The following is a 13,333-nucleotide window of genomic DNA, read 5'->3' as shown; positions in this document are numbered from 1 at the left end:
TTGCGCTTAGCGCTTGGCCTGCCGCTTGAGCTGCTGGATGGTGCGCAGCTGGGCGGCGGCTTCGGCGAGCTGAGTGGCGGCAGCGGTGTAGTCGAACTCCGTGCCCTTGTCGCTCAGTGCTGCCTCGGCGCGCTGCTTGGCTTCCAGAGCGGCAGCTTCGTCGATGTCACCGGCGCGGCTGGCGGTATCGGCCAGCACTTCGACGACATTCGGCTGCACTTCCAGAAAACCGCCGGAGATGTAGAACACCTCCTCGGCGCCCCCGGCCTTGACCAGGCGGATGGGGCCCGGTTTCAGATCGGTGAGCAGCGGCGCATGGCCCGGGGCGATACCCAGATCACCCAGGTGGCCGTGGGCGATGATCATCTCCACCGCGCCGGAGAAGATTTCCCCTTCCGCGCTGACGATGTCGCATTGGACTGTCTTGGCCATAGCGTGCCTCTAAGAGCGCCCGTCGCCGGGCGCGGCAGTTACAGTTTCTTGGCTTTCTCGATGGCTTCGTCGATGCTGCCGACCATGTAGAACGCCTGCTCGGGCAGGTGATCGTAGTCGCCACGCAGGATCCCGGAGAAGCCGGCGATGGTGTCCTTGAGGGACACGTACTTGCCGGGCGAACCGGTGAAGACTTCGGCCACGAAGAACGGCTGGGACAGGAAGCGCTGGATCTTACGCGCGCGGGATACCAGCTGCTTGTCGGACTCGGACAGTTCGTCCATGCCCAGGATCGCGATGATGTCCTTCAGCTCCTTGTAGCGCTGCAGCACGTACTGGACGCCGCGAGCGGTGTCGTAGTGCTCCTGGCCGATCACGTTCGGGTCCAGCTGGCGCGAGGTGGAGTCCAGGGGATCGACCGCCGGGTAGATACCCAGGGAGGCGATATCACGGGACAGAACCACGGTGGCGTCCAGGTGGGCGAAAGTGGTCGCCGGGGACGGGTCGGTCAAGTCATCCGCAGGGACGTAGACGGCCTGGACGGAGGTGATCGAACCCAGCTTGGTGGAGGTGATGCGCTCCTGCAGGACACCCATCTCCTCGGCCAGGGTCGGCTGGTAGCCCACCGCGGACGGCATACGACCCAGCAGCGCGGACACTTCGGTACCGGCCAGGGTGTAGCGGTAGATGTTGTCGACGAACAGCAGGACGTCACGGCCTTCGTCACGGAATTTCTCGGCCATGGTCAGACCGGTCAGGGCCACGCGCAGACGGTTGCCCGGCGGCTCGTTCATCTGGCCATAGACCAGGGCGACCTTGTCCAGAACGTTGGAGTCCTTCATCTCGTGGTAGAAGTCGTTCCCTTCACGGGTACGCTCGCCCACGCCGGCGAACACGGAATAACCGCTGTGCTCGATGGCGATGTTACGGATGAGCTCCATCATGTTGACGGTCTTGCCCACGCCGGCGCCGCCGAACAGGCCGACCTTGCCGCCCTTGGCGAAGGGGCAGACCAGGTCGATGACCTTGATGCCGGTTTCCAGCAGGTCGTTACCACCGGCCTGCTCTGCATAGGACGGGGCCTTGCGGTGGATTTCCCAGCGCTCTTCCTCGCCGATGGGGCCGGCTTCGTCGATGGGGTTGCCCAGAACGTCCATGATGCGGCCGAGGGTCTTGACGCCGACCGGGACCTTGATGGCCTCGCCGGTGTTGCCTACGTTAAGGCCGCGCTTGAGGCCTTCGGTGCTACCCATGGCGATGGTACGAACCACGCCGTCGCCCAGCTGCTGCTGGACTTCCAGGGTGGTTTCGGCACCCTGCACCTTGAGGGCGTCAAAGACGCGCGGTACCGCGTCGCGCGGGAATTCCACGTCGATCACGGCGCCGATGATTTGTACGATACGTCCGCTACTCATTTCGCGTTCCTCGAATGTTTAAGCTGTCCGTCAGACCGCGGCGGCGCCGCCGACGATTTCCGAAATTTCTTGGGTGATCGCAGCCTGGCGAGCCTTGTTGTAGACCAGCTGCAGCTCCTTGATGAGATCGCCGGCGTTGTCGGTGGCGTTCTTCATCGCGATCATCCGCGCGGCCTGTTCGCTGGCAGCGTTCTCGACCACGGCCTGGTACACCTGGGATTCCACGTAGCGCACCAGCAGACCGTCGAGCAGGGTCTTGGCGTCGGGCTCGTAGAGGTAGTCCCAATGCTTGCCTTGCAGCTCACCGCCCTCGGCCGGTACCAGGGGCACCAGCTGCTGGATGGTCGGCTTCTGGGTCATGGTGTTGACGAAGACGTTGGACACCACGTACAGACGGTCGATACGGCCGTTCAGGTAGGCATCCAGCATCACCTTGATGCTGCCGATCAGATCGCCGATCGCCGGGGCTTCGCCGAGGTGGCTGATCGCCGCGACCACGTTGCCGCCGAAGCTGCGGAAGAAGGAGGCACCCTTGGCCCCAATCACCGCCAGATCGATTTCCACACCCTTGCCGCGCTGGTCGCTCATGTCGCGGACCAGAGCCTTGAACAGGTTGGTGTTCAGACCACCGGCCAGACCCCGATCGGAGCTGACCACTATGTAACCGACGCGCTTGACCTCGCGTTCCACCATGAAGGCATGGCGGTACTCGGGGTTGGCGTTGGCCAGGTGGCCGATCACAGCGCGGATGCGCTCGGCATAAGGCTTGCTGGCAGCCATGCGGGCCTGAGCCTTACGCATCTTGCTGACCGCAACCTTTTCCATGGCGCTGGTGATCTTCTGTGTGCTTTTGATGCTCGCGATCTTGCCGCGAATCTCTTTTGCGCCTGCCATGTGACACCTATCGGGTTGGCAAACGGGGGCTGGCGCCCCCGTCGCGGCTTACCAGGTTTGCGTGGCCTTGAACTTCTCGATTCCCGCCTTGATGCCGGCGTCGATCTCGTCGTTGAAGTCGCCCTTCACGTTGATCTTGGCCATCAGGTCGGCGTGATCGCGGTTGAAGTAGGCGATCAGGGCCTGCTCGAAGCTACCGATCTTGTCCAGGGACACATCGCTCAGGAAACCACGCTCGGCGGCGTACAGGCTCAGGGACATCTCAGCGATGGACATGGGCGCGTACTGCTTCTGCTTCATCAGCTCGGTGACGCGCTGACCATGCTCGAGCTGCTTGCGGGTGGCTTCGTCCAGGTCCGAGGCGAACTGGGCGAAGGCCGCCAGTTCACGGTACTGGGCCAGCGCGGTACGGATACCGCCGGACAGCTTCTTGATGATCTTGGTCTGGGCCGCACCACCCACACGGGATACCGAGACACCGGCGTTGACCGCCGGGCGGATGCCCGAGTTGAACAGGCCGGCTTCCAGGAAGATCTGGCCGTCGGTGATGGAGATCACGTTGGTCGGAACGAAGGCGGACACGTCGCCGGCCTGGGTCTCGATGATCGGCAGTGCGGTCAGCGAGCCGGTCTTGCCGGTCACGGCGCCGTTGGTGAACTTCTCGACGTAGTCGGCGGAGACGCGGGAGGCGCGCTCGAGCAGACGGCTGTGGAGATAGAACACGTCGCCGGGATAGGCTTCACGGCCCGGCGGACGACGCAGCAGCAGGGAGATCTGGCGATAGGCCACGGCCTGCTTGGACAGATCGTCATAGACGATCAGGGCGTCTTCACCGCGGTCGCGGAAGTATTCGCCCATGGTGCAACCCGAGTAGGGTGCCAGGAACTGCAGGGCCGCCGATTCGGACGCACTGGCTGCCACCACGATGGTGTTGTGCAGAGCGCCGTTCTCTTCCAGCTTGCGCACCACGTTGGCGATGGTCGACTGCTTCTGACCAATGGCGACGTAGACGCAGCGGATGCCGCTGTTCTTCTGGTTGATGATGGCATCGATCGCCATGGCGGTCTTGCCGATCTGACGGTCACCGATGATCAGCTCGCGCTGACCGCGGCCTACCGGGATCATGGCATCGACGGCCTTGTAGCCGGTCTGCACCGGCTGGTCGACCGACTGACGCCAGATCACGCCCGGTGCGACCTTCTCGACGGCGTCGGTGGCGCTGGCGTTCAGCGGACCCTTGCCATCGATGGGGTTGCCCAGGGCGTCAACGACGCGACCCAGCAGTTCCGGACCAACCGGGACTTCCAGGATGCGGCCGGTGCACTTGGCGCTCATGCCTTCGGCCAGACCCAGGTAGCTACCCAGGACCACGGCGCCGACGGAGTCCTGCTCCAGGTTCAGCGCCATGCCGTAGATGCCGCCGGGGAATTCGATCATTTCGCCGTACATGACGTCGGCCAGACCGAAGATCCGCACGATACCGTCGGACACGCTGACGATGGTGCCTTCGTTGCGGGCTTGCGAGGTCACGTCGAGTTTCTCGATGCGACCCTTGATGATTTCACTAATTTCGGAAGGATTGAGTTGCTGCATGCTACTGCCCCTTCAAACTCAAGGTTTCAACGCTTCGGCCAGTTGCGCGAGCTTGCCGCGAACGGAGCCATCGATTACCAAGTCGCCGGCGCGGATAACCACACCACCGATCAGGCTCGCATCCTCGGATGCATTTAGTCGCACTTGTCGACCTAGCCTTGCGCTGAGAGCCTTGGCGAGTTTGTCTTGCTGTTCGTCGCTCAAGGCGAAAGCACTGGTGACTTCCGCCTCAATGGATTTTTCCTGCTCGGCCTTGTACGCCTCGTAAATCTCGGCGATGGCCGGGAACAGGTCGATCCGGTCGTTTTCTGCCACGGTCCGAACGAAGTTCTGGGACTGTGCATCCAGCTGATCGCCACATACGTCGATGAGCAATCCGGCCTTGGCGTCCGCAGTCAACTGCGGCTGCTGAAGCAGCTGGCGCACGGTCCCATCTTGGGATACCGCGGCGAGCAGCCCTAGCGCGGCCGACCATTGGGTCAACTGCTGCTGGGACTGTGCGAACTCGAAAGCCGCCTTGGCATAGGGCCGGGCCAGCGTGTTCAGTTCTGCCATTGGTGGCCTCGCTTAGATTTCCGCTGCCAGTCGGTCGACCAACTGGGCATGAGCATTGGCATCAACGGTCGATCCGAGGATCTTCTCGGCGCCGGCCACGGCCAGCACGCCGACGCGAGCACGCAGAGCGTCCTTCGCGGTGTTGATTTCCTGCTCGATTTCCGCCTGAGCCTGCGCCTTGATCCGGTCGCCTTCGGCACGGGCCTTGGCCTGTGCGTCCTCGACGATCTGAGCGGCACGCTTGTTGGCTTGCTCGATGATCTCGGCTGCTTGACCCTTGGCTTCGTTCACTTTCTGGTTGGCTTGCTGCTGTGCCACTTCCAGATCACGAGCCGCGCGGTTGGCAGCGTCAAGGCCATCGGCAATCTTCTTCTCACGCTCACGCAGCGCCGAGATGATCGGCGGCCACACGTACTTCATGCAGAAGAGCACGAAGATGAAGAAGGCAACGGACTGGCCTATCAGGGTTGCATTAATGTTCACGCCAACACCTCGCTCGTTCGTTGTCCATCAGTCCTGCCTACACCCGCGAGGGTGATCAGCCGGCGATCTGACCAACGAAGGGGTTAGCGAAGGTGAAGAACAGGGCGATACCAACACCGATCATGGTCACGGCGTCGAGCAGACCGGCGACGATGAACATCTTGACTTGCAGCATCGGAACCATTTCCGGCTGACGAGCGGCGCCTTCCAGGAACTTGCCACCCAGCAGACCGAAGCCAATGGCGGTACCCAGAGCGCCCAGGCCAATCAGCAGAGCAACGGCGATCGCGGTCAAACCAACTACAGTTTCCATCTTTCCTCCCGACTTTTTTAGTCGTCTTGGTTAAGGTTGAAGCGAAAAAGTTTTCCCAAGTTACCCGGCGGACAGGGCCCGTCGGGACTCACGGCAGAACCGCCTCCGGACGCCGTCAGCAGCGCCCGGGGGCCATTCCTTAGTGACTTTCTTCGTGCGCCATTGACAGGTAGACGATGGTCAGCATCATGAAGATGAAGGCCTGCAGGGTGATGATGAGGATGTGGAACACCGCCCACGCCCACTGCAGCACGATACCCAGACCGCCCAGTGCCAGACCGTTGGCGAACATGATGGCGATCAGGATGAAGATCAACTCGCCCGCATACATGTTGCCGAACAGTCGCAGTGCCAGCGAGATCGGCTTGGCGATCAGGGTGACGAATTCGAGCAGGAAGTTGATCGGAATCAGGATGATCTGCAGCAGCGGATTCTTGCTGCTGAAGGGGTGCAGGGTCAGCTCGCCGAAGAAGCCGCCGAGACCCTTCATCTTGATGCTGTAGAAGATGATCAGGCCGAACACCGACAGGGCCATGCCCAGGGTGGCGTTCGGGTCGGTGGTGGGCACCACGCGGAAGTAGGTGTGCTCGCCGAACAGCATGCCGGCCACGGACGGCAGCCAGTCCACCGGCACCAGGTCCATCAGGTTCATCAGGAAGATCCAGACGAAGATGGTCAGGGCCAGGGGTGCGATCAGGGCGTTCTTGCCATGGAAGGTGTCACGGACGCTGCCGTCGACGAATTCCACCAGCACTTCGACGAAGTTCTGCAGGCCGCCGGGCTGACCGCTGGTGGCCTTCTTGGCGATGCTGCGGAACAGCACCAGGAAGATCAGGCCGAGGGCGACCGACCAGCCGAGGGTGTCCACGTGGAAGGCCCAGAAGCCCATTTCCTTAGCTTCAGCGGGGGTGTGGGCGAAGCTCCAGCCGTTCACCGGATGCATACCATAGGTCAGGTTCTGCAGGTGGTGCTGGATGTAGCCCGAAGCGGAGTCTGCTGCCATGTGTGCCTCGAATGCCTTAAGGTCTAGTCGGTTTTTTCAGTAGCAGGGGCGCGCCGGCATTGACCATCAGCGTCAACAGGTAGACGCCGAACAGTGCAGGAGCCGAAAGCGGTTTTACCCCGGCAAACGTCAGTGCAAAGAGCACTGCCGTGAGAATCAGTTTGCCCGCCTCGCCCGAGTAGAAAGAACGGACGATGTCTCGGGCGGCATGGGCGCCGCGATAGCGGAACGCCTTGAACGAAAAATACAAATTGGGCAGCCAGGCAATCAGCCCGCCCAACAATCCGGAATAACCGGCGACCTTACCGACGAAGCAAGACAAGACAACGGCGGCACACGACGCGACAGCCAGTTGGACGAGCAGCAGGCGAAAGGCAGGCTGATGATGGAAGGGCAGGCGTTTGGGCGTGCGGCGGTCCATCGGCTCGAAGTCCTCTGGTGTCGGCATAATAGTTGTTTTCACTGGCATGCTTTGTGCCGACAAAAAGCGGGCAAAGTATAGGGGCGCGCCAGGGGTGGTTCAAGCCACCCCGGACAGATTGCCTTTCTTGCCGGAAGGCATTTGTGTCAGCGAATGTGCGCCAGTACGCCTTGAAGTTCGTCCAAAGAGGTATAGCGGATCACCAGTTGACCCTTGCCCTTCTCGCCATGGCGGATCTGCACGTTGGCGCCCAAACGCTCGGCCAGACGCTGCTCCAGGCGACTGATGTCCGGATCCACGGCTGGTGCCTTCTCCACCGGCTCCGTTCCGCTGAGCCACTGGCGCACCAGGGCCTCGGTCTGGCGGACGGTGAGCCCCCGTGCGACAACGTGCCGCGCCCCTTCGGCCTGGCGGGCCTTGGGCAAGCCGAGCAAGGCGCGGGCGTGGCCCATCTCCAGCTCGCCCCTGGCCAACAGGTCCTTGGCGTCCTCGGCCAGCGCCAGCAGGCGCAGCAGGTTGGTCACGCCCGAGCGCGACTTGCCGACGGCTTCGGCCACCTGGGCCTGGGTCAGCTCGAATTCGTCCTGCAGCCGCTGCAGGGCCATGGCCTCTTCCAGCGGATTGAGGTTCTGCCGCTGGATGTTCTCGATCAGCGCCAGGGCGATGGCCACCTGGTCGGGCACGTCGCGCACCAGGGCGGGGATGCGGTCCAGGCCGGCCTGCTGGCTGGCGCGCCAGCGGCGTTCACCGGCGATGATCTCGTAACGGCCTTCGCCGATGGCACGCACCACGATAGGCTGCATCAGCCCCTGGACGCGAATGGAGTTGGCCAGCTCTTCCAGAGCGGTCGGATCCATGTGCCGGCGCGGCTGGTACTTGCCGCGCTGGATGATGTCCACCGGCAGCGATTGCAGTTCGCTGACCGGGGTGGCGGCGGCCTGCTCCTGCAGGACCTTGACGCTGGCACCGCCGAGCAGGGCGTCGAGACCGCGGCCCAGACCTCGTTTCTTCACAGCCATGGGGATTCCTTAGGCAGTCTTGGCGACGCGAGCCGCCTTGCGCTGACGTTTGACCAGCTCGCTGGCCAGCTCCAGATAGGCCGCGGCCCCCTTGGAGCTCTTGTCGTAGACCAGCGCGGGCATGCCGTAGCTGGGGGCTTCGGCCAGGCGGACGTTGCGCGGAATGATGGTTTCGTAGAGCTCGTCGCCGAAGTGCTGCTTGAGCTGGGCGGCGACGTCGTTGGCCAGGCCGATGCGCGGATCGAACATGGTGCGCAGCAGCCCTTCGATCTTCAGCTGCGGATTCAGCCGCTGGGCGATGTGCTGGATGCTGCCGATCAGATCGGTCAGGCCTTCCAGGGCGAAGTATTCGCACTGCATGGGGATGATCACGCCATCGGCGGCCACCAGGCCGTTGATGGTCAACATGGACAGCGACGGCGGGCAGTCGATGAGCACGTAGTCGTAGTTGTCCCGCACCGGGGCCAGGGCATCGCGCAGGCGGCTCTCGCGCCCGCTCATCTCCAGCAGCTCGACTTCCGCGGCGGTGACGTCGCGGTTCGAGGGCAGCAGCTGGTAGCCGCCGTGCTCGGAGAAGTGCATGGCGTCGAGCAGGCCGCAGGCGCCGGTGAGGACGTCCAGCACCGAATGCTCCAGGGCATGCTTGTCGACTCCGCTGCCCATGGTGGCGTTACCCTGGGGATCGAGGTCGATCAGCAGCACCTTGCGCCGGTTGGTGGCGGCCAGAGAAGCGGCGAGATTGATGCACGTCGTGGTCTTGCCCACCCCGCCCTTCTGGTTGGCTATCGCGTAAACCTTGGCCATGTACCGCCTTACCCCTCTCCGTTCGTGCGGCGCAGTATCAGCAAGTGCCGCTGGCCTTGGCAACCGGGAACCGCGAGGACGTGCGCCGCCGCAACCCGGAAATCCGCTGGTAGCTTGGCCAGCTCGTCGTCGGGGTGCAGCCCCTTCATCGCCAGCCACTGTGTTTGGTTGTCGCCCAGGTGCCGCGTCCAGGTGGCGAAGTCGTCGATGGCGCTGAACGCCCGCGAGACGATGCCGGTGAAGGGCGCGGCGGGCTGGTAGGCCTCAACGCGGGCATGCACCACCTCGAGATTGGCCAGGCCCAGCTCGATCTTGGCCTGGGTCAGGAAGCGGGTCTTCTTGCCGTTGCTGTCGAGCAGGGTGAAGCGCGACTCCGGAAAGAGGATCGCCAGGGGGATGCCCGGCATGCCGCCGCCACTGCCCACGTCCAGCCAGTGCCCGGCGCCCACGTGGGGGACGATGCTGAGGCTGTCCAGCAGGTGCCGCGAGACCATCTCGTTGGGGTCGCGCACCGCGGTGAGGTTGTAGGCCTTGTTCCACTTGACCAGCAGGTCGAGGTAGCCCAGCAGGCGCTCTTCCACGGCGGTGGACAGCGCCACGCCCAGGGTCTCGGCGCCCTGGCGCAGCTCGTTGGCTTGAATCGCGCTGGCCATCAGGCGCTGTACTCCAGGCTGCGACCGGCGCTGCGCTTCTTCAGGTGGATCAGCAGCAGCGAGACCGCCGCCGGGGTGACCCCGGGAATGCGCGAGGCCTGACCGAGGGTTTCGGGACGGGCCTGGGCCAGCTTGTGCTGGATCTCCTTGGACAGGCCGGAGATGCTGGCGTAGTCCAGCTCGGCGGGCAACGCCACGGCGTCGCTGGCGCGCAGCCGCTGGATCTCGTCCTGCTGGCGATCGATGTAGCCGGCGTACTTGGTCTTGATCTCGATCTGCTCGGCGACCTGTGTCTCGGCCGGCGTTTCGCCCACCGCGGCCATCAGGCCGGCGTAGTCGATCTCCGGGCGGGCCAGCAGATTCTGCAGGTTGTATTCGTGATTGAGCGGGGTGCCGAAGCGCTCGGCCACCGCCGTGCCCTGGGGTGTGCCCGGACGGATCCAGGTCGCCTTGAGGCGCTGCTCTTCCAGGGCGATGCCCTCGCGCTTGGCTTCGAACAGCGCCCAGCGCTGGTCGTCCACCAGGCCCAGCTCGCGGCCCTTCTCGGTCAGGCGCAGGTCGGCGTTGTCTTCGCGCAGGATCAGCCGGTATTCGGCACGCGAGGTAAACATCCGATAGGGCTCCTGGGTGCCCAGGGTGATGAGGTCGTCCACCAGCACGCCGAGGTAGGCCTCGTCGCGGCGCGGACACCAGGCCTCGCGGCCCTGGGCGCGCAGCGCGGCGTTGGCACCGGCGAGCAGCCCCTGGGCACCGGCTTCTTCGTAGCCGGTGGTGCCATTGATCTGGCCGGCAAAGAACAGGCCGGCGATGACCTTGGTTTCCAGGCTGTACTTGAGGTCCCGCGGATCGAAGAAGTCGTATTCGATGGCGTAGCCGGGTCGCAGGATGTGGGCGTTCTCCAGGCCACGCATGGAACGCACCACCTCGAGCTGCACATCGAAGGGCAGCGAGGTGGAGATGCCGTTGGGATAGAGCTCGTGGGTGGTCAGACCCTCGGGCTCGAGAAAGACCTGATGGCTGTCCTTGTCGGCGAAGCGGTGGATCTTGTCTTCGATGGACGGACAGTAGCGCGGCCCTACCCCTTCGATCACGCCGGAGTACATGGGCGAACGATCCAGGTTGGCGCGGATGATGTCGTGGGTGCGGGCGTTGGTGTGGGTGATCCAGCAGCTGACCTGCGCCGGATGCTGCTCGCGATTGCCGAGGAAGGACATCACCGGCAAGGGGGTGTCGCCAGGCTGCTCGGTCATCACCGAGAAGTCCACCGAACGGCCGTCGATGCGCGGTGGCGTACCGGTCTTCAGTCGCGATACCCGCAGCGGCAGTTCACGCAGGCGCTGGGCCAGGGCGATGGCCGGCGGATCGCCCGCTCGTCCACCGCTGTGGTTCTGCAGGCCGATGTGGATAAGACCACCGAGGAAGGTCCCGGCAGTGAGCACCACGTTGTCGGCATGGAATTTCAGGCCCATCTGAGTGATCACGCCGGCGACGCGATCGCCTTCGACGATGAGGTCGTCGCAGGCCTGCTGGAATATCCACAGGTTCGGCTGATTTTCCAGCGTGTAGCGGATGGCCGCCTTGTACAGCACGCGATCGGCCTGGGCGCGAGTGGCGCGCACAGCAGGTCCCTTGCGGCTGTTGAGAATGCGGAACTGGATGCCGGCGAGATCCGTGGCCGCGGCCATGGCGCCGCCCAGGGCATCGATCTCCTTGACCAGATGGCTCTTGCCGATGCCGCCGATGGCGGGGTTGCAGCTCATCTGGCCGAGAGTTTCCACATTATGCGTGAGCAGCAGGGTGCGCACACCCATGCGAGCGGCCGCCAGGGCCGCTTCGGTACCGGCATGGCCGCCGCCGATCACGATGACGTCGAAACGGGAAGGAAAGTCCACCACGCACCTCGTGCCTGTTGGCAGGAATTCAAAGGAAAGCCAGCAAGTATAAGGCCTGGACGTCGCTTGCAGAAGGGGGCTCTGGCCAAAAAATGATCAGCCGGCTTGGCAGACACCCAATATAAACAATAGGGAAGAAAGTTTTAAAAGGACTGATATAGAGCTTATGTATATGCAGGCCCTCCGCTGTGGATAAGCCTACGCAGCCCTCGTCAGCGCTGGGCTGGGGAAAACCTGAACCCCGTGTACGTCTTGTGCTGTGGATGAATACAAGCTCTCAGCATCCTGTGGACCCTTTGCCCGCTTATCCACAACGCTAGTCATGGACAGTTCGTGCACCGATTTATGGGCAGACCTCAGGCAGGGTTATCAACAGGGCTCTGGAAAAGGGAAATGAGGACAGCCAAGGCCTGCGTTGCACAGGCCGGGAACGGCGGGCGGGGAGGTTATTTGCCGATGCAGAAGCTGGAGAAGATGCGGCCGAGCAGGTCGTCGGAGCTGAAGGCACCGGTAATCTCGCCGAGCACCTGCTGGGCCTGGCGCAGGTCTTCGGCCAGCAGCTCGCCGGAGCCGGCCAGGGTGAGCTGGCGATGGCCGTGGTCCAGGGCGCTGGCGGCCCGTTGTAGGGCATCCAGATGCCGGCGGCGGGCGCTGAAGCCGCCCTCGGTGGTCTGCTCGAAGCCCATGCAGGCCTTGAGGTGCTCGCGTAGGGCCTCGATCCCGGCACCATCGGTGGCGCTGAGACTGATCTCGACCGGCTCGGTCGCCAGCAGCCCGGTGGCCTCGCCGGTGAGGTCGGCCTTGTTGCGGATCACCGTCAGCTTGCCCAGCGGCGGACGGGTGCTCAGCAGTTCCGGCCAGAGGGCCTGGGGATCCCGAGCTTCCGGTGCGCTGGCGTCCACCACCAGCAGTACCCGGTCGGCGCCGGCAATGGCATCCAGGGCGCGCTGGACCCCGATCTGCTCGACCCGGTCGCTGGTGTCGCGCAGGCCGGCCGTATCGACCACATGCAGCGGCATGCCATCGAGGTGGATATGTTCGCGCAGGACATCCCGGGTGGTGCCGGCGATGTCGGTGACGATGGCGGCTTCACGCCCGGCCAGGGCGTTGAGCAGGCTGGACTTGCCGGCATTGGGGCGACCGGCGATCACCACGGTCATGCCGTCGCGCAGCAGGGCGCCGCGATTGGCCTCGCGCTGGACCTGGTGCAACTCGGCCTGGACGCCCTCCAGCAGGCCCTGCACCCGGCCGTCGGCGAGGAAGTCGATCTCTTCCTCGGGAAAGTCGATGGCCGCCTCGACATAGATGCGCAGGCGGATCAGCTGTTCGACCAGACTTTCCACCCGGCGCGAGAATTCGCCCTGCAGCGAGCGCAGGGCATTGCGCGCCGCCTGTTCGGTGCTGGCCTCGATGAGGTCGGCGATGGCCTCGGCCTGGGCCAGGTCGAGCTTGTCGTTGAGAAAGGCGCGTTCGCTGAATTCACCCGGGCGGGCCAGGCGGGCGCCCTCTTCCAGGGTGCGGCGCAGGAGCAGGTCGAGGATCACCGGGCCGCCATGGCCCTGGAGTTCCAGTACGTCTTCGCCGGTGAAGGAGTTGGGGCCGGGAAAGAACAGCGCGATGCCGGCGTCCAGCACGCTGCCGTCGGCGGCGAGGAAGTTGCCGTAGTGGGCATGCCGGGGCGGCAGCTCGCGGCCGCAGATCGCCCGCGCCAGCGGGGCGGCCAGGGGCCCGGAGACGCGGACGATGCCGACGCCGCCGCGCCCGGTGGCGGTGGCGATGGCGGCGATGCTGTCGGAAGGCAGGGACATGACGATCCTCCAGAAAGCACGACGCCCCAATCAAGGGGCGTCGTGTGG

The 13,333-nt window shown here is 64.2% G+C and carries 14 protein-coding genes; all 14 read right to left on the bottom strand.

Annotation, left to right across the window (positions count from 1 at the left end; genetic code table 11):
* Positions 1–6: 6 nt before the first annotated feature.
* Positions 7–432, bottom strand: a complete 426-nt coding sequence (locus tag EC839_RS13900; RefSeq protein WP_007160117.1) for a F0F1 ATP synthase subunit epsilon — start codon at positions 430–432, stop codon at positions 7–9.
* A gap of 38 nt (positions 433–470) precedes the next feature.
* Positions 471–1,847, bottom strand: a complete 1,377-nt coding sequence (gene atpD / locus EC839_RS13895; protein WP_007160118.1) for a F0F1 ATP synthase subunit beta — start codon at positions 1,845–1,847, stop codon at positions 471–473.
* A gap of 30 nt (positions 1,848–1,877) precedes the next feature.
* Positions 1,878–2,741, bottom strand: a complete 864-nt coding sequence (atpG, locus tag EC839_RS13890; RefSeq protein ID WP_007160119.1) for a F0F1 ATP synthase subunit gamma — start codon at positions 2,739–2,741, stop codon at positions 1,878–1,880.
* A gap of 48 nt (positions 2,742–2,789) precedes the next feature.
* On the bottom strand, positions 2,790–4,334 hold the full coding sequence (gene atpA / locus EC839_RS13885; RefSeq protein ID WP_007160120.1) for a F0F1 ATP synthase subunit alpha: 1,545 nt from the start codon (positions 4,332–4,334) through the stop codon (positions 2,790–2,792).
* 18 nt (positions 4,335–4,352) lie between these two features.
* Positions 4,353–4,889 (bottom strand): F0F1 ATP synthase subunit delta, encoded by a 537-nt coding sequence (locus tag EC839_RS13880; RefSeq protein ID WP_027598717.1) that lies wholly within the window; start codon positions 4,887–4,889, stop codon positions 4,353–4,355.
* Positions 4,890–4,901: 12 nt separating this feature from the next.
* Positions 4,902–5,372 (bottom strand): F0F1 ATP synthase subunit B, encoded by a 471-nt coding sequence (locus EC839_RS13875; RefSeq protein WP_007160122.1) that lies wholly within the window; start codon positions 5,370–5,372, stop codon positions 4,902–4,904.
* 55 nt (positions 5,373–5,427) lie between these two features.
* Positions 5,428–5,685: a F0F1 ATP synthase subunit C gene (gene atpE, locus EC839_RS13870; RefSeq protein WP_003097235.1), complete on the bottom strand. Its 258-nt coding sequence runs from the start codon at positions 5,683–5,685 to the stop codon at positions 5,428–5,430.
* A 139-nt stretch (positions 5,686–5,824) separates the two neighbouring features.
* The gene (gene atpB / locus EC839_RS13865) at positions 5,825–6,688 is read right to left on the bottom strand and encodes a F0F1 ATP synthase subunit A (RefSeq protein WP_007160124.1); all 864 of its coding nucleotides are present in this window, start codon (positions 6,686–6,688) and stop codon (positions 5,825–5,827) included.
* 16 nt (positions 6,689–6,704) lie between these two features.
* A complete protein-coding gene (locus EC839_RS13860; RefSeq protein WP_037006585.1) occupies positions 6,705–7,109 on the bottom strand; it encodes a F0F1 ATP synthase subunit I in 405 nt (134 codons plus the stop codon).
* Positions 7,110–7,255: 146 nt separating this feature from the next.
* Positions 7,256–8,128, bottom strand: a complete 873-nt coding sequence (locus tag EC839_RS13855) for a ParB/RepB/Spo0J family partition protein (RefSeq protein ID WP_007160126.1) — start codon at positions 8,126–8,128, stop codon at positions 7,256–7,258.
* A 9-nt stretch (positions 8,129–8,137) separates the two neighbouring features.
* The gene (locus EC839_RS13850) at positions 8,138–8,932 is read right to left on the bottom strand and encodes a ParA family protein (protein ID WP_007160127.1); all 795 of its coding nucleotides are present in this window, start codon (positions 8,930–8,932) and stop codon (positions 8,138–8,140) included.
* An 8-nt stretch (positions 8,933–8,940) separates the two neighbouring features.
* Entirely contained in the window at positions 8,941–9,585 is a 645-nt protein-coding gene (gene rsmG, locus EC839_RS13845) for a 16S rRNA (guanine(527)-N(7))-methyltransferase RsmG (RefSeq protein WP_007160128.1), read from the bottom strand.
* Positions 9,585–11,477 (bottom strand): tRNA uridine-5-carboxymethylaminomethyl(34) synthesis enzyme MnmG, encoded by a 1,893-nt coding sequence (mnmG, locus tag EC839_RS13840; RefSeq protein ID WP_007160129.1) that lies wholly within the window; start codon positions 11,475–11,477, stop codon positions 9,585–9,587. The genes rsmG and mnmG overlap by 1 nt, the downstream gene beginning before the upstream one ends.
* A gap of 446 nt (positions 11,478–11,923) precedes the next feature.
* Entirely contained in the window at positions 11,924–13,285 is a 1,362-nt protein-coding gene (mnmE, locus tag EC839_RS13835) for a tRNA uridine-5-carboxymethylaminomethyl(34) synthesis GTPase MnmE (protein ID WP_007160130.1), read from the bottom strand.
* Positions 13,286–13,333 lie beyond the last annotated feature (48 nt).

Origin of the sequence: Pseudomonas sp. JUb52 (assembly GCF_004341115.1) — a bacterium.
Taxonomy (GTDB): domain Bacteria; phylum Pseudomonadota; class Gammaproteobacteria; order Pseudomonadales; family Pseudomonadaceae; genus Chryseomonas; species Chryseomonas oryzihabitans.
Note: the sequence above shows the minus strand (reverse complement) of the source record. Positions and strands in the feature narration are given on the sequence as shown.

Excerpts from the sequence above, each read along its gene's own strand:
- EC839_RS13900 (WP_007160117.1), bottom strand. The coding sequence starts at position 432 with ATGGCCAAGACAGTCCAATGCGACATCGTCAGCGCGGAAGGGGAAATC.
- atpD (WP_007160118.1), bottom strand. The coding sequence starts at position 1,847 with ATGAGTAGCGGACGTATCGTACAAATCATCGGCGCCGTGATCGACGTG.
- atpG (WP_007160119.1), bottom strand. The coding sequence starts at position 2,741 with ATGGCAGGCGCAAAAGAGATTCGCGGCAAGATCGCGAGCATCAAAAGC.
- atpA (WP_007160120.1), bottom strand. The coding sequence starts at position 4,334 with ATGCAGCAACTCAATCCTTCCGAAATTAGTGAAATCATCAAGGGTCGC.
- EC839_RS13880 (WP_027598717.1), bottom strand. The coding sequence starts at position 4,889 with ATGGCAGAACTGAACACGCTGGCCCGGCCCTATGCCAAGGCGGCTTTC.
- atpE (WP_003097235.1), bottom strand. The coding sequence starts at position 5,685 with ATGGAAACTGTAGTTGGTTTGACCGCGATCGCCGTTGCTCTGCTGATT.
- atpB (WP_007160124.1), bottom strand. The coding sequence starts at position 6,688 with ATGGCAGCAGACTCCGCTTCGGGCTACATCCAGCACCACCTGCAGAAC.
- EC839_RS13860 (WP_037006585.1), bottom strand. The coding sequence starts at position 7,109 with ATGGACCGCCGCACGCCCAAACGCCTGCCCTTCCATCATCAGCCTGCC.
- EC839_RS13855 (WP_007160126.1), bottom strand. The coding sequence starts at position 8,128 with ATGGCTGTGAAGAAACGAGGTCTGGGCCGCGGTCTCGACGCCCTGCTC.
- EC839_RS13850 (WP_007160127.1), bottom strand. The coding sequence starts at position 8,932 with ATGGCCAAGGTTTACGCGATAGCCAACCAGAAGGGCGGGGTGGGCAAG.
- rsmG (WP_007160128.1), bottom strand. The coding sequence starts at position 9,585 with ATGGCCAGCGCGATTCAAGCCAACGAGCTGCGCCAGGGCGCCGAGACC.
- mnmE (WP_007160130.1), bottom strand. The coding sequence starts at position 13,285 with ATGTCCCTGCCTTCCGACAGCATCGCCGCCATCGCCACCGCCACCGGG.